This window comes from Pseudoalteromonas sp. AOP31-A2-14, assembly GCF_052378035.1.
In the GTDB taxonomy this organism is placed as follows: domain Bacteria; phylum Pseudomonadota; class Gammaproteobacteria; order Enterobacterales; family Alteromonadaceae; genus Pseudoalteromonas.
In genome coordinates this window covers 1-20603 of the sequence record NZ_JBQSXI010000002.1, presented here as the reverse complement: position 1 = coordinate 20603, position 20603 = coordinate 1, and the positions used below count along the sequence as shown (strand labels likewise).

General features: G+C 40.9%; 15 protein-coding genes and 1 pseudogene. 9 read left to right on the top strand and 7 right to left on the bottom strand.

Annotated elements, in window-relative coordinates:
* Nucleotides 1–12: 12 nt before the first annotated feature.
* From ACT3S9_RS15930 to ACT3S9_RS15910, 5 genes are all read right to left on the bottom strand, one after another.
* Nucleotides 13–981: an IS30 family transposase gene (locus tag ACT3S9_RS15930; protein ID WP_086959932.1), complete on the bottom strand. Its 969-nt coding sequence runs from the start codon at nucleotides 979–981 to the stop codon at nucleotides 13–15.
* Between the two features lie 73 nt (nucleotides 982–1054).
* Nucleotides 1055–2338, bottom strand: coding sequence for an IS66 family transposase (tnpC, locus tag ACT3S9_RS15925; RefSeq protein WP_444751115.1), 1284 nt, complete (start codon nucleotides 2336–2338; stop codon nucleotides 1055–1057).
* Nucleotides 2339–2377: 39 nt separating this feature from the next.
* Entirely contained in the window at nucleotides 2378–2731 is a 354-nt protein-coding gene (gene tnpB, locus ACT3S9_RS15920; protein ID WP_301563133.1) for an IS66 family insertion sequence element accessory protein TnpB, read from the bottom strand.
* Nucleotides 2728–3033: an IS66 family insertion sequence element accessory protein TnpA gene (tnpA, locus tag ACT3S9_RS15915; RefSeq protein ID WP_301563154.1), complete on the bottom strand. Its 306-nt coding sequence runs from the start codon at nucleotides 3031–3033 to the stop codon at nucleotides 2728–2730. The genes tnpB and tnpA overlap by 4 nt, the downstream gene beginning before the upstream one ends.
* A gap of 116 nt (nucleotides 3034–3149) precedes the next feature.
* Nucleotides 3150–3911 carry an IS5 family transposase gene (locus tag ACT3S9_RS15910; protein WP_089367531.1) on the bottom strand — a complete coding sequence of 254 codons (762 nt, stop codon included), beginning with the start codon at nucleotides 3909–3911 and terminating at the stop codon, nucleotides 3150–3152.
* An 87-nt stretch (nucleotides 3912–3998) separates the two neighbouring features.
* Here ACT3S9_RS15910 and ppc point away from each other — a divergent pair.
* Both ppc and cdd read left to right on the top strand, forming a co-directional pair.
* Nucleotides 3999–6236 (top strand): annotated as a pseudogene (ppc, locus tag ACT3S9_RS15905) (phosphoenolpyruvate carboxylase); the annotation flags it as partial.
* Nucleotides 6237–6471: 235 nt separating this feature from the next.
* Complete coding sequence (gene cdd / locus ACT3S9_RS15900) at nucleotides 6472–7392, top strand: cytidine deaminase (RefSeq protein WP_441836575.1); 921 nt, start codon at nucleotides 6472–6474, stop codon at nucleotides 7390–7392.
* Here the strand turns inward: cdd and udp are convergent.
* Nucleotides 7384–8139, bottom strand: coding sequence for a uridine phosphorylase (gene udp / locus ACT3S9_RS15895; RefSeq protein WP_441836576.1), 756 nt, complete (start codon nucleotides 8137–8139; stop codon nucleotides 7384–7386). The two genes, cdd and udp, sit on opposite strands and share 9 nt — an antisense overlap.
* Before the next feature lie 395 nt (nucleotides 8140–8534).
* Here udp and ACT3S9_RS15890 point away from each other — a divergent pair, with 395 nt between their 5' ends.
* Nucleotides 8535–9644 (top strand): arginase family protein, encoded by a 1110-nt coding sequence (locus tag ACT3S9_RS15890; RefSeq protein ID WP_441834853.1) that lies wholly within the window; start codon nucleotides 8535–8537, stop codon nucleotides 9642–9644.
* A 127-nt stretch (nucleotides 9645–9771) separates the two neighbouring features.
* Nucleotides 9772–10473, top strand: coding sequence for an IS1 family transposase (locus tag ACT3S9_RS15885; RefSeq protein ID WP_443489204.1), 702 nt, complete (start codon nucleotides 9772–9774; stop codon nucleotides 10471–10473).
* A 308-nt stretch (nucleotides 10474–10781) separates the two neighbouring features.
* On the opposite strand, the gene ACT3S9_RS15880 is transcribed toward ACT3S9_RS15885, so the two are convergent.
* The gene (locus tag ACT3S9_RS15880; RefSeq protein WP_441834854.1) at nucleotides 10782–11282 is read right to left on the bottom strand and encodes a lactoylglutathione lyase family protein; all 501 of its coding nucleotides are present in this window, start codon (nucleotides 11280–11282) and stop codon (nucleotides 10782–10784) included.
* A 104-nt stretch (nucleotides 11283–11386) separates the two neighbouring features.
* On the opposite strand from ACT3S9_RS15880, the gene ACT3S9_RS15875 reads away from it, so the two are divergent.
* From ACT3S9_RS15875 to ACT3S9_RS15855, 5 genes are all read left to right on the top strand, one after another.
* A complete protein-coding gene (locus tag ACT3S9_RS15875) occupies nucleotides 11387–12259 on the top strand; it encodes a LysR family transcriptional regulator (protein ID WP_441834855.1) in 873 nt (290 codons plus the stop codon).
* A gap of 504 nt (nucleotides 12260–12763) precedes the next feature.
* Nucleotides 12764–14464, top strand: coding sequence for a cyanophycinase (locus tag ACT3S9_RS15870; RefSeq protein WP_441834856.1), 1701 nt, complete (start codon nucleotides 12764–12766; stop codon nucleotides 14462–14464).
* A 210-nt stretch (nucleotides 14465–14674) separates the two neighbouring features.
* Nucleotides 14675–15835 carry an efflux RND transporter periplasmic adaptor subunit gene (locus ACT3S9_RS15865; RefSeq protein ID WP_441834857.1) on the top strand — a complete coding sequence of 387 codons (1161 nt, stop codon included), beginning with the start codon at nucleotides 14675–14677 and terminating at the stop codon, nucleotides 15833–15835.
* Between the two features lie 12 nt (nucleotides 15836–15847).
* Nucleotides 15848–18982 carry an efflux RND transporter permease subunit gene (locus ACT3S9_RS15860; RefSeq protein ID WP_441834858.1) on the top strand — a complete coding sequence of 1045 codons (3135 nt, stop codon included), beginning with the start codon at nucleotides 15848–15850 and terminating at the stop codon, nucleotides 18980–18982.
* On the top strand, nucleotides 18979–20385 hold the full coding sequence (locus ACT3S9_RS15855) for an efflux transporter outer membrane subunit (RefSeq protein ID WP_441834859.1): 1407 nt from the start codon (nucleotides 18979–18981) through the stop codon (nucleotides 20383–20385). The genes ACT3S9_RS15860 and ACT3S9_RS15855 overlap by 4 nt, the downstream gene beginning before the upstream one ends.
* Nucleotides 20386–20603 lie beyond the last annotated feature (218 nt).

Sequence of the window (20603 nt, the reverse complement as noted above, 5' to 3'; positions counted from 1 at the left end):
TAAGTGCAATCATTATGCAGCCACCAGAACTTCTGATTGCCCCGTAAATAATTCATGAGGGGTTTTATACCCTCTTGTTTTTCTTGGCCGATGGTTGAGCTTATCAACTGCCGCCTGTATCTCTGCTTCACTTAGCGCCATAAAGTCAGTTCCCTTGGGGAAGAAGCGTCTAAGTAAGCCGTTGGTATTCTCATTTATGCCCCGCTCCCATGATGAATAGGGATGAGCGAAATACACATCAGCTTCTAATTTTTGTGCAACATGCTCATGGTGAGCAAACTCTTTTCCATTATCTAACGTCACGGTAATAACCTTACCTTTATATGGTGTCATACACGTGATCAGCGCATCGGCTGTTATTTTCGCATGCTTGCTTTCAATTCTGTGAACGACTGTATATAACGTTTTACGTTCAACCATTGTGACAAGCGCATTTTTACGCCCTTTACCTATCACTGTATCGCCCTCCCAATCACCAATCCTAGACTTTGAATCCACAATACTTGGGCGTTCATCAATGCTGACTCGATTAACTATCTGTCCACGTTTATCATAGCTTCCATAGCGTTTTTTATACTTTTTACATGCACGAGTGAGTGTCTTATGTAGCTTGCCACCACGAGCCTTGTCTCTGTAAATATATTGATAAATTGTTTCATGATGTAAAACGACCTGTTTCTCTAAAGCTAAGCGGCCTGCCACTTGCTCAGGGGAAAGTCCGTCATGCAACAATTTATTAATCCAGTGAGTGACGTCCTCTGTTAACTTACTTGCTTTGAAAGATGACTTACGTCTTTGTTCAGCAAAGTTATTGGCTTGGTTAGGCCGATAGCCTTTAAGTCCTTTATTGCGTTTTAGCTCTCTAGAAATAGATGACGGTGAACGAGTTAGTTCTTCAGCTATCTGCTTTTGGTTATTTCCTGCTTTTATTAACGCGTAAATCTGGTATCTTTCTTCTTGTGTCAGCTGTTTATATTTCATTAAAGCAATTTCCTTTGGCGAGAAAATGGCCGAATTATAACAGCTGGCCATCTAATCTGAGAAATTGCACTTATTATCCGAATTTAGGAATCCCTAGTTCGCCATCTTCACTATATCGCATTAATTTCGGCCATTGATTAAGCGTGTATTTTATCGCTTTGCCAATATAACTCCCCGCCGTTACTTTACCTTCGGCTTCATCAAGCCACGCTTTAAAGTGCATTAATATGGGTAAGGCTTTTTCTTGTCGTAACTGATACCGCGCTTGAGGGGATAACTGTTTGTTTTTAGCCTGGGTTTCCAGTTTATATAATTGGCTGATAAAGCTGATGGCTTTATGCGCTCGACCTTTGTTTTTCGACTCTGCTTTTAAGGCATCGTTATATTTGCGTCTAGCGTGTGCCCAACAACCAACAGGGGTAATGCCTTCAATACCGTCATAAACACGGTAACCGTCGCACTGTAAATAGCCTTGATAACCGGCAAGAAATTCTTTTGCGCAAGCGCGACTTCGACCTGCTTGGTAATCGTAAATCACGACAGGCTCATGGCTAACCTCATTGCTGCGATAAACCCACATGTAGGAATTGCTGCTAGGATTGTCACCTTCATCTAAGACTTGTGTACGGGTTTCATCGGCACATAAACTGTGCTCATTAAGCAAGTGACGTTGCATGGCTGCCACTAAGGGGCTGATTAGCAGGCCCGCTTTAATACACCAATTAGCTAATGTTCCGCGCGATAGTTCAAGGCCGCCACGGCCCAGTATTTCAACGAAACGATAAAGCGGTAAGGCATCGCAGTATTTGCCTGTCACAACCGCCGCTAATGCCTCGGGACTGGCAATACTCCCCGGTATCGGTTGTTTAGGTTTAGGCGCGGTGATGATTTTACTGGTCAATTGTTCATGCTCGCAATGTCTGCAAGCATATTTAAATTGTTTGTGCTTAATGACGCTGACTTTCGCCGGAATAATTTTAACTTGTTCGCTGTCTTCACTACCACATTGATGTAGTTGCTCACCGCAACACTGACACGTTAACTCGGTTAAGGTGTGCTCAACCTCTTCTCGTTCAAAGTGCTCAGCCAGCGTTTGTTTGCCTTTCTTATGGTGTTTAGGCGGCTCAGTCGTTTTATGCTGCTCCGCTTCATTGAAGGTGCCCCGTGGGGCTTTTTCACTTTTTTTACCGTATTTTTGGGATTTACTTAACTTAAGCTCAGCAAGCAAGTGGTCAATCCGCGATTGCATTTCAACCTTATCTTCTTGTAAAGCATCAAGCTTAGCCTGCATAAGTGCAAGCTGATTTTGTAGTTCGGTGATGAGAATAGTGTCTGGCATTTTAATAGCATGACACATGGGAAAGATCGTTCAAGTAAAAAAAACGATCTGATTAATTTACATCACCGATAACCCCGATAAAGTCGGGTGCCGTGTTTGATTACTGACCGGTAACCCTGATAGCAACCACTGTAATTGGCGTTGCTCGATGCCCATAGCCGTGTGTTCATTAGTCTGTTTTGGCCACTGAAATCGTCCTTGTTCTAAACGACGATAATAGAGCCAAAAACCGTTGGTATCCCAAAATAAAATCTTTAATTTATCGCGTTGTTTATTACAAAAAACGAACCACGCTTGGCTTAAAGGATCGAGAGATAGGGTATCGCTGACAATAATACTTAGGCCATTGATTGATTTGCGCATGTCGGTGAACCCCGTGACCAAGTAAACTTGGTGTGTGCAAGGTGTCACAGTACGCTCAATAATTTGGCTAGCGTTTGGTTAGCTAATGTCGACTCGAAGTCTATTTGATAGCCGTTTGGTGTGGTGAGTTTAATGATTGAAGGTTGCGTAAAGGCTTGCTCATGAATAACAAACGGGATCACCTGTTGCTTTTTAACCCTTACCGTTTCGTCAGAAAGGCGTTTACGCCAAACATAGAAAGTCGATGCGTTAATGTTGTTATCACGACAAAATTGAATGATGGCTAAACCACTCGATTTTTGCTGCTCAAAAATGCCTTGCCAGTGTTTTATTTTTTGCTGTTTATTCATAATTACCTCAGGTTAATATGCTGAGTAAATTATGCATAGGTGCCATTAACATTGGTATGTGGGGCTAATTACGCGCTTACTTAATTTAGGGGCTGTTGATCTTTGTAGTACATATATCAATCAGCCCACATTGGTAGCCACATCATAGTAAATGCTAAAGCGAGCATTGAATGATAATTTCGTTCAAGCTTTTCATACCGCGTGGCTATCCCTCTATATTGCTTAATACGGCCAAATGCATTCTCAACCAAGTGCCGATATTTGTACATGCACCAGTCAATATCTTCATTGCCTACTAAACTGTTGCCCTTACGTGGAATAACGGGTGTAGCGTTATTATCACGAACAAACGCTCTCAGTTTTTCACTGTCGTAGCCTTTATCTGCGACAACCATATTACTTGTTGGGCAATTAGCTACGAGTGACTCTGCATGGACGATATCATGCGTATTCCCACAGGATAATTCATAATAAACAGGCAACCCTCCGCTATCGACTGCAAGATGAATTTTCGTAGAATTTCCACCTCGGCTCTTTCCAATTGATTCATTGTCAGCAGTTCTTGCACCGCAACTATGTTGATGAGCCCTGACAATACTGCCATCAATGAAGACCCAATCCATGTCCGCATCACGAGATAATGCGCGAAACAGTTCATTCAAAATCCCTTTTTTGGACCATAAATTAAACCGTCTGTAGATAGCACTCCAACGGCCAAAATCAGAAGGTAAATCTCGCCATGGAATACCTGTGCGCATCTTATACAGTATGCCTTCGAGCGTTTTTCTATGGTTGGGCTTATTATAAATTCGACCACTTAAGTACATTACTTTTGATAAGACATTCCATGTCCCGTCTGTTAACATTAATCTTGGCATGTAGGTTCGGTGTAAAGTTTTCTGGCGAATTCAATTATACCTTATCTTCATGCTGTTTGTTTTTCATACCACAAAGATCAACACGCCCTAGTACTTACCGCACATCCGACTGAAGTAACACGCCGTACCATTATCAATAAACATGTTGAACTAAGTGATTGTTTAGCATCACTTGAACGTACTGATAACCTTGAGTACGAACGCGAGGCGATATTAAATCGTGTTGCTCAGCTGATTAGCCAAGCATGGCATACCGACGATATTCGTCACTCTCGCCCAACCCCAATTGATGAAGCAAAATGGGGTTTTGCAGTAATTGAAAATAGTTTATGGCACGCTGTTCCACGCTTCCTGCGTCAATTTGAAAGCCAAGTACAAGAGCATTTTGAGCTGTCGCTGCCACTCGATTATAGCCCGATTGAGTTTACCTCATGGATGGGAGGGGATCGCGATGGTAATCCATTTGTAACTGCACAGGTAACTCAACAGGTGCTTGATCACGGCCGTTGGATGGCACTTGATTTATACAGCCGCGATATTGCTAAACTTAGTACTGAACTGTCTATGTCTGAAGCAAGTGATGAGCTTGTCAACCTAGCAGAGCAAGAGTTTGAACCTTACCGCGCGGTTTTGAAAAAACTTAAGAGTCAAGTGAACGAAACGGTCACTCACTTAAGTGCTAAAATCAAAAATAAGGGCACTGAAGCGCAAGATTTAATTACCGATATTGCACAAATTAAGCAGCCTATAGAAGCGTGTTATCGCTCATTATTAGAAAACAATATGAAAGTCGTCGCGAATGGCTTACTGCTTGACGTGCTTCGCCGCGTTAATAGCTTTGGTTTACGATTAGCAAAACTTGATGTACGCCAAGACTCGTCTCGTCACAGCGATTTATTCTCAGAACTAACGCGTTACTTAGGACTGGGTGATTATCATCAATGGCAAGAAGAAGATAAACAAGCCTTTTTACTGGCTGAGTTAAACTCGCGCAGGCCTTTACTGCCTAAACATTGGCAACCATCGAGCGATGTGCAAGAAGTGCTCGATACCTTTGATGTAATAGCTGCGCAAGACTCACAAACATTTGGTTTGTATATTATTTCAATGGCGCGTACTGCTTCTGATGTACTAGCTGTACAACTTTTATTAAAAGAAAGCGGCTGTAAATTTAACCTGCCAGTGGCGCCTTTATTTGAAACGCTTGATGACTTAAATGCAGGTAAAGATGTGATTGAGCAACTGCTTGATAACACTTGGTATCGTGGTCATATTCAAAATACACAAAATGTCATGATTGGTTATTCAGACTCAGCTAAAGATGCAGGCATGATGGCTGCAGGCTGGGCACAATATGAATCTATGGATAAATTAGTACAATTGGCAGAACAGCGTGGCATTGAACTGGTATTATTCCATGGTCGTGGTGGTACTGTGGGTCGTGGTGGTGCGCCTGCTGCACAAGCGCTTCGTTCACAACCTCCTGGCTCTTTAAAAGGTGGCCTACGCGTGACTGAGCAAGGTGAGATGATCCGCTTTAAGTTTGGCCTACCAGATGTAGCTTTACAAAGCTTGAACATCTACGCTGGTGCGGTACTTGAAAGTAACTTATTACCACCACCAGAGCCCAAAGCACAATGGCGCGATGTTATGGCGCTTATTAGTGAGCAATCTTGTGATCATTACCGTAACGTCGTTCGCCATGATGAAAACTTTGTACCGTATTTCAGAATGGCAACACCAGAACAAGAGCTTGGCAAATTGCCACTAGGCTCTCGTCCTGCTAAGCGTAATCCTCATGGTGGTGTTGAAAGCCTGCGCGCTATTCCATGGATTTTTGCTTGGAGCCAAAACCGCTTAATGCTTCCTGCATGGCTTGGTGCATTAAACGGTTTACAAGCGGCGCTTGATAAATATGGTATTGATACACTCAATGAAATGAGCCAGCAGTGGCCATTTTTCAGAGCTCGCCTAGAGATGCTTGAAATGGTTTTCAGTAAAGCCGATAGTTGGCTAAGTGAGCATTATGACGATGCACTCGTTGAACCTATGTATCAACCTTTAGGGGTTAAACTACGTGAAGAGCTGGACAAGGCCATTAGCTTAGTTCAATCACTTAGCCCACAAAAGAGTTTACTTGCGGATCAACCTTGGATTAAACAGTCTATTGCTCTTCGCAATCCATACACTGACCCACTAAACCTATTACAGGTCGAGCTATTACGCCGTTCACGTCAAACGGAAGGTGCTAGCGAAGGTGATATTGATAACGCATTGATGATCACAATGACTGGGATTGCAGCTGGTATGCGTAACACGGGTTAAGCTTATTCGTTTGAATATGTTTTCAGACAATACTTAACAATTTTATACGCCGCACATTGTGCGGCGTATTACTTAACCGCTTATTTTTATTTAGTAAATAACTTCAACTTTACCTATCTGCTATAAAAATAGACCTGATGAAATTTTTATATATAAATTGATAGAGTATTCAACCTAGTATTTGTCGCTTTAAACTTTTACACTGTTTGGCCATTAAAATAAACACAGTGACTTTATGTCAGTATCTATTGGTTCATCAACTGCTAAAGCCTCAGATGGGGGTTTTTCATTTGATTCGGTGCAAGCAGCTGCACTACTAGACGAAGTTAAATCACAGCAGGGTCGACTTGATTGCGTAAAAATAGCGGCACTGTGTAAGATGCATAACATTGATATCGATACGTTATTGCGTGCATGTTTACCTCTTGCTAGTCAATTAGCTGTTGCGCCTGTATCTGAGTTTTATGTCGGCGCTATTGTTATGGGTAGAGATAAGGCGGGTGATCTAAACTTTTACTTTGGTGCTAATTTAGAATTTGCTAATCAAGCATTAAACTTAGTGGTTCATGCTGAGCAATCAGCAATAAATAATGCGTGGATTAATGGTATTAAAAAGTTTATTAAAATAGCCATTAGTGATGCGCCTTGCGGCCATTGTCGCCAGTTTATGAATGAGCTAGTTGGCGCTAAAAACCTACAGATATTACTTCCTCAAAACACCTTTAAACTGACGGATCTTTTACCTCACTCATTTGGGCCAAAAGATCTAGGAAATAAATATAGCTTACTAGATGAAGTGCACCACAGACTATCGTTTGAATCAAACCAATGCAGTGAAGGTTTGCAAGAAGCAGCACTAAAAGCGTACGTGCCCTACAGCGGAAACTATAGTGCAGTTAAAATTTCGACATTCGAACAAGGTGATTACTATGGTCGTTATAGTGAAAACGCAGCTTATAACCCGAGTCTATCACCGTTACAAAGTGCCTTGAGTCAATTTTATTTATCAGGTCTGGTTTTTAATTCTGAAGTCGTTAAAAGTATCGAGCTTTTAGAAACACGCGATAAGCAAAATCAATACGATGTAACCCAAGCTGTGCTGGCAAGTTATGCTTCATTACCAGCTTTAACTTATTACTGTTTAGCGCTAAGCTAACAGCGTTTTTGCAGCTTCAAGTACCACGGCAACTGACTTTCTTTCTATTTCGCCGTGGTCTACATTAGGTATCTCTTGACGAGTACGGTTAACCAGTACGCCTGCAACGCACGCCGCTTTTAACCCCAGTGCTGCACACATAGTAAATAATGTGGCTGATTCCATTTCATAGTTCATCACGCCTAGTTTTTGCCATTCATCACAGCTACCCTGGAATGCTTTTGGCACATAACCTGAATAGGTATCGTAGCGCTCTTGGCCTGGGTAAAAAGTATCACTAGATGCGGTGATACCTATATGAAAATCAATATTTAAGTTATCACATGCATTAACCATTGCTTGGGTAGCAAAAAAGTCAGAAACTGCTGGATAATTAAGTGGCGCAAAATGTTGGCTGGCACCATCTAAACGAACGGAGGCTTGGCTAATTAAAATATCACCTTCATTTATATGTGGTTGAATCGCGCCCGTTGTGCCAATGCGCAAAAATGTAGTGACTCCAAGCTGGGCGAGCTCTTCCACGGCAATAGACGTTGACGGGCCACCAATACCGGTTGAACATACCACTACGCTTGCACCATTAAGTTTGCCTAAATAAACATGGAATTCGCGAGTCTTGGCAAGGCATATAGGGTTTTCAAGGAAAGTAGAAATGCGCTCAGCTCTGTCGGGGTCGCCTGGCACAATAGCAAGTGTTGCAGCTTGTAAGTCGTCACGGGTAAGCCCTAAGTGAAATACCTTTTCCATAGTGTTGCCTTTTTAGATCATATAATTATGTTAGTTTAACATCATTACTATTATCAAATTTCCTGTACAGGACGGATGTCCGTAACCCATTTAAACTTTATTCACCATCTATGAATATTCAAGCAAGCCATTACAATGCCTTCTTTTTGGGATGGTTGACTTACACCAGTAGACTCTATATCTATTTAATATGTAATAAAGTTAAGTTTTTATCTCGTTTTTATTTTTTCGTAATTCATTGTTATAAAATAATTTTTATTTTTTTATTTGAAACTTAGTTACTTTATTAAACCTTAAAAAGGGTCTTAAAAAAATAACATAGCAAGTTTATACGAAATATTTTAGTTAACGAGGTTTTTGCATAACTACGCAAAAATAACAGGTAAGGAATAAGTATGAGCACGCAATGGCAAGCATTTAAATCTAAAGTAGAGCATTGTTTATGCCCACCAGGGGATGGTGTTTTTACGGTTAATACTGCAAAAGAACGTAAAGCTGCACTGCGCAATAAACTATATGGACAAGAAGATAACGTTGACAGTTTATGGCGTGATTCGTTAGGCACATTAAACCAAAGTGAACATAAAGCTGTCATGTTAGGTATTAGCTCCGATTGCGGTGGGGGTATTTTACGTGGCGCTAACTGGGGGCCGTTATTTTTACGCTCAACTCTGATCGATCAACAGCCACAAGCAAAATCGTTCGATTTAGGTGATGTACGTGTTATCCCACATTTACTCCATGACAAATATTTAAACCAAGCAACTATTAGCAACTGTCAAAAGGCTTTGTATGACAATCCAAGTAGTGATTATTACGTAAGTCCATTATCGATTACAGAAGATGTGTGTGACAGCTTTTATGCTACTTTTACAGATAAAGGTATTTTTGGCATGGGTGGCGATCACTCTATTAGTTACCCACTGACAAAGTCATATTTAAAAGCAAAGCGCGAACAAGGTAAACGTACGGCAATTATTCACTTTGATGCCCACACCGATTTATTGGTCGAACGTTTAGGTATCGATTTATGCTTTGGCTCATGGTGTACTCATATTTTAGAGTATTTACCTGCGCCGCATCACCTTATTCAATTTGGTATTCGTTCAAGCGGAAAGCCAAAAGAACACTGGGAGTCGAACTTTGGTGTGAAGCAGCATTGGGCTCATGAAATTATTGAGCGCGGCGCATCGGCGATTGCCGCAGAGGCTATTGCTCAGCTTAAAGCTGATAATGTGGACGAGCTGTATGTCAGTTTTGATATTGACGCGCTTGATGAAGAATTTGCATCAGCCACTGGTACGCCAGAAGGCAATGGCTTAACACCGCAACACGCTTTAGATATATTAGTGGCACTTGCGGATGAATTTCCAATTACCGGTGCTGATATGATGGAAATAGCCCCATTTACTGACAGCTCATTAGTCGGTCAATCAAGCTCCGAAACAACTCTTAGAGAGGGAGCTAAAATTTCAGCTTTTTTAATTAATGCAATGAACAAGTAATACTGGAGTATTATTAAAAGCAGCTAAATTTAGCTGCTTTTTTATTTAAATTTTGGTGGTGTGTCAGAAAGTATGCTGAAGAAATAAAGGAGGGTGACAGCCAAAGCAAGATGATATATTTGAGGTTATGAAGACACAAATAGATATCAGCTGCCCCGACTGTCACAGTCCCAGTTTAAAGAAAAACGGCATAAAAAGCTATGGCAAGCAGAACTACCAATGCAAGGACTGCAAACGTCAATTCATTGGTGACCATGCCTTAACTTATAAGGGCTGTCACTCTAAAATAGAAGACATCATACGGCTAATGACGGTGAGAGGTTGCGGTGTTAGAGACATAGCTATTATAGCCTCAGTCAGTATCGGTAAAGTATTGGGCACCATAGGCTCATCTGTTTATAAGATCGCGCCTAAGAAGCGCTACTATGAACGCTTAGAGGTTGATGAGTTCTGGACTTACGTGTATCGCAAGAAGCGTAAAGTCTGGCTCATCTACGCTTATGACCGTGCTACTAATGAGATTGTCGCTTATGTCTGGGGCAAACGTGACTTAAAAACAGCTAAGAAGCTAAGAGCACGTTTAAAGCAACTTAAAGTAAGCTATGGCTCTATCAGTATGGACAACTGGGATAGCTTTAAAACCGCCTTTAAAGGTGATCACAAACAGGTTGGCAAACAGCATACCATAGGTATAGAGGGTAATAACTGTCGCCTTAGACACCGATTAAGACGAGCGGTTAGAAAGACTTGTTGCTTCTCAAAAAAGCTTGATAATCATTTTAAAGTGTTTGATTTGGTGTTCTTTTACATCAATTATGGCTACGTCTGATGCCAGCATACTTTTTAGAACACCACCTAAATTTTAAAACCTATTATGATTTTATCAAAAACCTTGATAAGCACACTCCTGATGCCTTGTATAATGCGTTTCTTAAATATTATAAATAATACTAGAGCTCACTATGCACACAAGCATAATTTTAAAGTCATAATTAAAGGTTTAATTGCCTTAAATTTGAGCGCAAAAATGTTTAAAATCAAGCGTTCGACACCGCTTGTGTAAAAGTGATCGTGGAGCTGTCAGATTAGGTACAATTTTATTTTTTATACTTACTACGCTAGCGAGCAAGCCTTAGCTTAGTATGCGCCTGCGCTGTAAATAAGCTCGTAGCTGTGGCTGTAAATTTCGATGATATTGCCAAACGGGTCTTCCATGTAGATCATACGGTACGGTTTTTCACCTGGGTAATAGTAACGTGGTGCTTCCATACGTTTTTTACCGCCAGCTTCAACAATACGCTCAGCTAAACCTTCTACATCGGGGTCTTGAACACAGAAATGGAAGATACCAGTTTTCCAGTACTCGAAGTTATCTTTTGGATCTTCTTGATTTTTAAATTCAAATATTTCAACACCAATACGATCACCTGTAGATAAGTGCGCTATTTTGAATTTCTCCCATTTTTCACCAAATACCTCTGTGCACATTTCGCCAATTGGGCTTTTGTCTTCAGTGATTAAAGTTGGTTCCATAATCGTGTACCAACCCATAACTTTTGTATAAAAATTAACGGCTTTTTCAACATCAGGTACTGAAATACCAATGTGCGAAAAACTGCGTGGATAGGTGTGACTCATAATAATGTTCCTCTTTATCTTGTGACTAGTTGATGGAGTTAGTTTACGAATCAGGCAAGATTAAGTAAAATTATGATTAATCATAATTTTGAGTACATTTTGTAATGATAAATCCCACATGGTTAAAAACGTTTTGCACTTTAGTTGAAGTAAATCACTTTACCCAAACAGCTGAGCGGCTATATATGACTCAATCAGGTGTAAGCCAACATATTAAAAAGCTAGAACAGCATGTTAATTGTGCCTTACTTGAAAGACACGGTAAGCAATTTTCGCTTACCGTACAGGGGCAAAACCTTTATCAACAAGGTAGTTTATTACTCAAAGAATGGCAGTTTTTAGAACAGCAATTAAAAGACGACTCACCTTATAGTGGTATGGTAAAAATACAGTCCCCAGGCAGTTGTGGTTTACAGTTTTATAGTCAACTATTAGCACTGCAAACAAAGTATAAAGAGCTCAATATTGATTACCGGTTTGCACCAAACTTGAGTGTAGAGCAAGCGGTTGCAAACCATAGCGCCGACATTGGCTTTTTAACCCAAGCACCCACACTAAGCGAAGTAAGTAGCCATAAAATAGGTAAAGAGGCTTTATTATTGGTAACACCTGCGAATATTAAAATGCCTTCGTGGGATGTGTTGTGTGAGCTTGGCTTTATAGGTCATCCCGATGCTAAACACCATGTGCAGTTATTGCTCAGTGAAAACTATCCTGAATTTGAACATATAGATCAAATAAAGCAAACAGGGTTTTCTAACCAAATAAGTTTAATACTGGAGCCGGTAAGTTTAGGGTTAGGCTTTACGGTTTTACCTGCGTATGCGGTTGGTGCGTTTAATAAGCCTGATCTTATACAAACACATTACTTAGCCAACCCAATAAATGAAAATATTTATGTGTGTCATCACCGAAATAGGCCGCTTGCAAAGCGTATGTATACGGTAATTGAGGCTATAAAAGCAGGTGAGAGTTAAAGGATTTACAGAGAAAATGCATTATGAAACTGATAGAGTAAGAGTTGAGCAGTGATTAGTCCTAAAAATTTTGACCGTGAGTAAAATAATATCCTAAGCTAGAAGTTTCACATACTAGCGATTTAAGTCGCTATGGGTAAGATGCTTGTTTATTCAAATGCATTTTTTCTAGAGGTTTACCCCTTCCAGTGAAAGAGTACCGCTACTTTAGCGATGTTTTAAGCAGAAGGTGTGTCATTCATCCAGTAGCACTATATCGGCATTACCTTAGGTATTACAGTCTTGATTGATTACCTTACAAGAATGTGAATAGCGACTCGTTAGCCACTTAGAAGAGTATGTGCAAGAGGTGTTACGTTTTTAAATATTATTCCAATTCAAAAGGCTTTTGACAAAGCTAATACTTGGGTGCTAGCTTATTCGCGATTTAAAGTTCCTTATTTTTATAGCAAGAATAAAGGCTGACTGCAGCTATTTATCATTATTTTACATGAGCATAATATTATGAAAAAATTTCAGGAACAATCGGTTAAAAGTGGATTTATGGCTATTTTAGCTACGCTTTTAGCGGTAATAACCTGCTACTCAGCCACGGTATCTGCAAGTGATAAGCAGCAAACTTTGGTTTTAGTAGGCGGGGCACTAACTACGTGCTCTAGTATGAGCGCCAAAAATTGCCAAGATACGAAGCAAATTGCAGGAAAAAAAGCGAATCAATATCAATTAACTAGTGATGCATTACGACAACTAAAATTAAAGTGGCCAAACGATAATGCAAGTCACCGTGATCAAACCCTGCAAATTTTATCAAAAATAGCCCGTGATCATCCTGAGCAAACCAATGAGGCGACTATTTTATGGGCGTGGCGAGATTTGAATAATGCTTTATTAAATAAGTTAACTGACCAAGAATATAATTTTATAATTGATACGCTTGAAATCTCAGTTGTCAATGATAAGCAAAAACGTATAAAAGAAGTCGTTAATACCCAAATTAATAAAGAAAGCGCCACTAACGATATTCTAGATTTTGTTTCTGCAACCGTTAAAGTTAATACCAAAAAACCTTCAATGCTTGCCATTACAGCCTCAAGTCGTGATCCTTATGAATCTGCGGACTTTTATGAAAGCTTACTTGATTTTGAAGGGGTCGATACAAATTGGTTGGCATTAACCCCTGCACTAGCAAAGGCGATAACTACAGGGCAGTGTGATAATTTAACCAGTCTTCGTGAGCAATCGATGAATGTATTTAATCGACAAGTCATTTACCCTGATCGTATTAACGCTGAACTTGCACTGTGTGAGCAAGGCGTTGATAACTTAGTTAAAACGATTGAGTCAGCAACCGGTATTATGATTAATGGCGGCGATCAAAGTTTAGCGCGTAAAGTTATGTTTGATGACGCTGGTAAGCCATACCCTTGGACTCATGCTATCCGCACTCGTGCATTATTAGTCGGTACAAGTGCCGGCACGGCAATTCAAAGTGGTGGTAAAAACGAATACGGTAATGTGGCTATGCTCACTAATGGTACCAGTTTATCAGCCATACGTGATGGCGCACATGCGTTACCTGCATCAAGTGAGCGCTGTGGCGACAAGTGTAGTAAAGATTTAACGGCCGACTCGTTGACTTATCACGCAAATGGCGGTTTAGGTAGCTTTGATATGGGGATTTTAGATACTCATTTTAGCGAGCGTGACCGTACAGCCCGCCTGGCAATATTGTTAGAGGCCACTAAGCAGCAACATGGTTTCGGTGTTGATGAAACCACAGCGTTAGTTGTAATTAATTCAGCCGATACACAATTGATGACAGTGATAGGCAAAAGTGGTGTGGTGCATTTAAATAAACCTAACAGTGAAGCGGCATTTAATTATTCGTATTGGCCTGTCGGCACCATTATTGATGTAACTGCAAAGGGTTATAAAGTTAATAGCCGAACTGTTGAAAATGCATTGCCTAATATTGATATACCCAGCTTACCGATGCAGCGGTTTATGGATATTTTAACTGATACAAAATTGCGTTCTTTAACCCAAGCGATGTGCTTAGCTAATGAAACGCAAGCCGCTGCGCAGCAAGACGAGTTTTCTGTAACCTTGTCTGGCGATAAAGATACTCATTTTTATCGTGTTAATAGTAATCAACATGGCTGTTTAGTTGATAATTTAAGTATTGAAATAGCTAAGATTAATTAAGATACTTCAGGTAGCCGTAAGTTTGTAAATTAGTTACTTAACTTACGGCTTTGAACCGTCTTATTTATCCTCATTTTTTAAGCTTGGTCTTTGAGACGCGCGGGGTATTTTGCAGTTATATTAATTTATGAAAATAATTCTTAATTAGTATTGGAAAATGTAGAAACTTAACTTAGAATGATCGTTCATTCTAAATTAAGGGTAGTTTACATGCAGCGTTCTCGCGTCGTTCTTTTTGCAGTGTCCGCTTTAGCCAGTGCTGTTGTCTTATCTGGTTGTGATCAAAAAAGTCCATCACCAAGTCAGCAAGAAAAACAAGCCGCTCCAGTAGGAGTGGTCACATTAAAAAGCCAACCACTAACATTAACCAAAGAGTTACCCGGTCGAGTCGCTGCATCACAAGTCGCTGAAATTCGCCCTCAGGTAAATGGTATTATTCAATCGCGTTTATTTACTCAAGGGGCACAAGTTAAGAAAGGCCAGCCTTTATATCAAATAGACCCATCAACTTTTGAAGCGCAAGAGGCAACCAGCAAAGCGGCTATTACTAAAGCGCAAGCAAGTATTGCAAACGCGAAAGCAAAATCAGAGCGTTATGATGAATTATTAAAAATTAAAGCTGTAAGCCAACAAGACTTTGATGAAGCAGATGCCAGCTACAAAAGTGCGCAAGCTGATTTACTGACTGCCCAAGCACAACTTAAAACGGCGCAAATTAATCTTAATTACAGCAAAGTGTCGTCGCCTATTAGTGGTCAAATTGGTAAGTCAAATGTTACTGCTGGGGCGTTAGTGAGCGCAAATCAAGCAACCACTTTAGCGACCGTTACTCAGCTTGATCCTATCTACGTTGATTTAACACAATCAAGCAATGAACTTACACGATTGAAAAAAGCTATTGCTAGTGGTGAGCTTGATAAAGACCTTGAGGTTCACTCAGTTGTTGAATTAAAAATGGAAGATGGCTCTGTTTATTCTCATAAAGGTACGTTGCAGTTTTCTGAAGTGACCGTTGATCCAAGTACTGGTTCGGTAACGTTACGTGCGGAGTTCCCTAATCCTGAAAAACTATTACTGCCAGGTATGTATGTAAGAGCGGTAATTGTGGAAGGTGTAAAAGCTAATGCTATTTTAGCGCCGCAGCGAGGAGTGAGCCGCAACACTAAAGGCCAACCAACGGCTATGGTCGTTAGCAAAGACAATACAGTTGAAGCACGTGTACTTAAAACAGATCGTACAGTGGGCTCAGATTGGTTGATCACCGAAGGTTTAAATGATGGCGATCAGCTTATAGTTGAAGGCTTACAAAAAATAGCACCGGGCGCACCTGTTAAAGCTGTGCCTGCGGAATCAGCTGATAAAACTCAATAACGGAGCAATTTAATGTCACGATTTTTTATCGACAGACCCATTTTTGCATGGGTATTGGCCATTATTGTTATGTTGGCGGGAATACTTGCAATTAAAAGTTTACCTGTTGCTCAGTACCCGTCAATAGCACCACCGGCCATTAGTATTCAAGCAAGCTACCCGGGAGCTTCTGCTAAAACATTAGAAGATACGGTTACCCAAGTTATTGAGCAAAAAATGAAAGGCTTAGATGGCTTGTTGTACATGTCGTCAACGTCTGAATCAAATGGTTCGGCAACGCTCACTTTGACTTTTGATGCAGATACAGATCCAGATATAGCCCAAGTGCAAGTACAAAATAAGCTCGCACTGGCAACGCCACTATTACCAGAAGAAGTTCAGCGCCAAGGTGTAGCTGTTGCGAAATCAGCGCCTAACTTTTTAATGGTCGTTGGTTTTGCATCTGAAGATGGCAGTATGAATAACATCGATATCGGTGATTATGTTTCTTCAAATGTATTAGATATTGTATCGCGCGTGGATGGCGTGGGTGAGGTCCAGTTGTTTGGTTCTCAATATGCTATGCGTATTTGGTTAAAGCCAGACATGCTGCAAAAATATAAACTGACTCCTGCGGATATTAGCGCGTCAATTAGTGCTCAAAATGCACAGGTTTCAGCTGGTCAGCTTGGTGCATTACCAGCTGTTTCTGGCCAACAGCTTAATGCGACTGTAACGGCGCAAAGCCGTTTACAAACACCTGATCAGTTTAGAGATATCTTTGTTAAAACCAATAACGATGGCTCAGTGGTTCGCCTTGATGATGTAGCAAAAGTAGAGCTAGGCGGTGAAAGCTATAGTGTAGTTGCGCGCTTTAATGGTAAGCCTGCTGCAGGTCTTGGGGTTAAACTTGCCAGTGGTGCAAATGCTCTTGATACCGCGGAAGGTGTAAAGGCGGCGCTAGCTGAGTTAGAACCTTTTTACCCTGAAGGGTTAGCGACGGTCGTTCCTTACGATACGACTCCGTTTGTAACTTTATCAATTGAAAAAGTAGTTAGCACACTAATTGAAGCCGTAGTTTTGGTTTTCTTAGTTATGTATTTGTTTTTACAGAACTTCCGTGCGACATTAATTCCGACCATCGCGGTGCCTGTTGTACTACTTGGTACGTTTGCAGTGCTACAAGTTTTGGGCTACTCAATTAATACTTTGACCATGTTTGCGATGGTATTAGCAATAGGCTTACTCGTTGATGATGCCATTGTGGTGGTTGAAAACGTAGAACGGGTGATGACCGAAGAAAAACTCTCCCCACTTGAAGCCACGCGTAAATCAATGGATGAAATTAAAGGCGCGTTAGTCGGTATAGCGATGGTACTGTCTGCGGTATTTATACCCATGGCGTTTTTTGCAGGGTCTACCGGGGTTATTTATCGTCAGTTCTCAATAACCTTAGTTACGGCGATGAGTTTATCAGTACTAGTGGCACTTATTTTAACACCTGCACTTTGTGCAACGATGTTAAAGCCAAGCCATGTACATAATGATAAATCGCTATTTGGGCGTTTCTTTATGGGCTTTAATCGCGGCTTTGAGAAAACCAATAGTGGTGCGCAAGGCCTTGTGAGCCGAATGATAAAAAACAGTAAGCGTTATTTACTTTGTTATGGTTTGATTGTTGGCGGTATGGTGTTTATCTTTTCACAGCTACCGTCAGGCTTTTTACCAGATGAAGACCAAGGGATTTTGTTTAATCAAGTAAGCCTGCCTGCAGGTTCAACCACAGAGCAAACTTTAAAAGTGGTTGAGAAAATGGAAAAGCACTATTTAGAAGATCAATCTGAAGCCGTGCGTTCAGTGTTTAGTGTTACAGGCTTTAGCTTTGCAGGTTCTGGGCAAAATGCAGCAATTGGTTTTGTGGGCTTAAAACACTGGGATGAGCGCCAACGTGATGATTTATCTGTAAGTGCTATTGCAGGTAAAGCGATGGGATATTTTTCAACGATAAAAGAAGCATTTGTATTTGCTTTCCCACCACCTGCCGTAGTGGAGCTTGGTACAGCTAACGGTTTCACTATGTTCTTACAAGATAGGACGGGTCTTGGCCATGAAAAATTACTAGAAGCACGTAATATGCTGTTAGGTATGGCATCAAAGAGCCCAATACTTACCGGAGTTCGTCCTAATGGCCAAGAAGATAAGCCAGAACTTAAGCTAGATATTGATCTTGCAAAAGCTGAAGCGCTTGGTCTAAAGCAGGCTGATATAAATAGCACGCTCTCAACGGCTTGGGGTGGTAGTTATGTGAATGACTTCATTGACCGTGGTCGTGTGAAAAAAGTCTATTTACAAGGTGCCTCAGAGTCTCGTATGGCCCCTGAAGATTTAGACAAATGGTACGTGCGTAATAGTAGCGGCGATATGGTGCCATTTACTGCATTCGCGCAATCTTACTGGGCTTATGGATCACCACGCCTTGAACGTTACAACGGTTTTTCAGCAATGGAAATTCAAGGTACGGCTGCGCCAGGATACAGTACCGGCCAAGCCATGGATGAAATGGAGAAGCTGATTAAACAGCTACCCGCTGGTATTGCTTTTGAGTGGACGGGGATCTCGTACGAAGAGCGCTTAAGTGGCGGTCAAGCTCCAATGTTATATGCACTGTCGCTATTAATCGTATTTTTATGTTTAGCGGCACTTTATGAAAGCTGGTCAGTACCTGCGGCGGTTATGATGATTGTACCGCTGGGTATATTTGGTGCTTCGATGGCTGCATTTATGGGGGGCTTATCAAACGATATTTATCTACAAGTTGGTTTATTAACGACCATTGGGCTGTCTTCCAAAAATGCTATTTTAGTTGTTGAATTCGCGCTACATAAAATGGATGAAGGCATGGAGTTAGTTGATGCTGCGATTGCTGCTGTGAAATTACGTTTACGTCCTGTATTAATGACTTCAATGGCCTTTATTTGTGGCGTATTACCGCTTGCTCTTGCATCGAGTGCAGGTTCAGGGGCGCAAAATGCACTCGGTATTTCAGTAATAGGCGGGACGCTTGCATCGTCACTAATTGTTGTTATTTTTGTGCCACTGTTTTTTGTGTTAATTAAACGCATATTCCCTGGTAAGCACGCAGCGGCTAAACAGGAGAAATTACAATGAAGTTAAAAGCCTTAAGCTTAGCACTAAGTACCTTGGTACTTAGTGCGTGTCAGATGGCGCCAGAGCTTGAAGACATTCAACTGCCTGTGCCAGATAACTATGCTGTTAAAAGTGAGCAGGGTAATGCCACTGATTTAAAGTGGCAGCAGTTTTTTGTTAACAACAAACTGCAAAGCTTAATAAAGCAAACACTGATGCATAATAAAGACATTAAACTGGCTGCACTTAACGTGCAGCAAGTACGTGCTTTGTATCAAATTGAAGACTCTGCTCTATATCCGTCGATAGATTTCTCAGCATCGGGTACTCGCCAGCGTCTACCCGCTGATTTGTCATCAACTGGCAGGGCAGGTATTAACGAAAGTTACTCAGCAACGGTAGGTATGACAGCTTATGAACTTGATCTATGGGGTAAAGTCCGTAACCAATCTGATCAAGCTTTACAAACCCTGTATGCCACTGAACAAGCGCAAACGAGTGTAAAAATTAGTTTAATCTCAGAGGTGGTAAATGCATGGCTTAATTATGCTGCAGATAAAGAGCTGCTTTCACTTGCCAATGAAACGCTCAGTAGTCAGCAAGAGTCACTGGAGTTGATGGAGAAAACCTATGCACTTGGTGCCGCGTCTAAGCTGACATTAGCACAAGTACAAAGTACTGTTGCCACAGCCAAAGTCGATATAGCTAATTATCAGCGATTATTAAAACGTGATAAAAATGCGTTAGACTTATTGGTTGGCCAAACAGTAACAGCTGACTTATTGCCTGAAAAAGGTATAAATGATGCACTCAAGTTTCCAACAGTGCCTGTTGGCATGCCGTCGCAATTATTAGAGCAAAGACCAGATATAAAAGCGGCTGAGTATCAACTTTTAGCAGCGAACGCTAATATTGGTGTAGCCAAAGCGGCATTCTTCCCAAGTATTAGTTTAACGGCTAATGCGGGGACTGCATCGTCTGAACTAGATAATTTGTTCTCAAGTGGCACAGGAACATGGAGTTTTATCCCTTCAATTAACCTACCTATTTTTAATATGGGGCGCAATCAAGCTAATTTAGATGTTGCGCAAGCACAGCAAGAAATAACCCTGACAACCTATGAGCAAACTATCCAAAAAGCTTTTAAAGAAGTGTCGGATGCTTTGGCTGATAGGGAAGGTTATATGCAGCAGCTAGCAGCACTTGAAGAGCTTTATAATAGTAACCATGTATCGTTTATGCTTTCTCAAGCTCGGTTTGAAAAAGGCGCAGATAGTTACTTGCAAGTACTCGATGCACAGCGTAATTGGGTCAGTGCTGGGCAGCAATTAATTAATGGTAAGCAAGCTTATATTGCTAGCCAAATTAATTTGTATAAAGCTGTTGGCGGTGGCTGGCAAAGGCCAGAGCAACAAGCGCAATAGCAGTTTATATCACTAGTTTACAGCGTGTAGACTAGGGCGTGTTGATCTTTGTGGTATGAAAAACAAACAGCATGAAGATAAGGTATAATTGAATTCGCCAGAAAACTTTACACCGAACCTACATGCCAAGATTAATGTTAACAGACGGGACATGGAATGTCTTATCAAAAGTAATGTACTTAAGTGGTCGAATTTATAATAAGCCCAACCATAGAAAA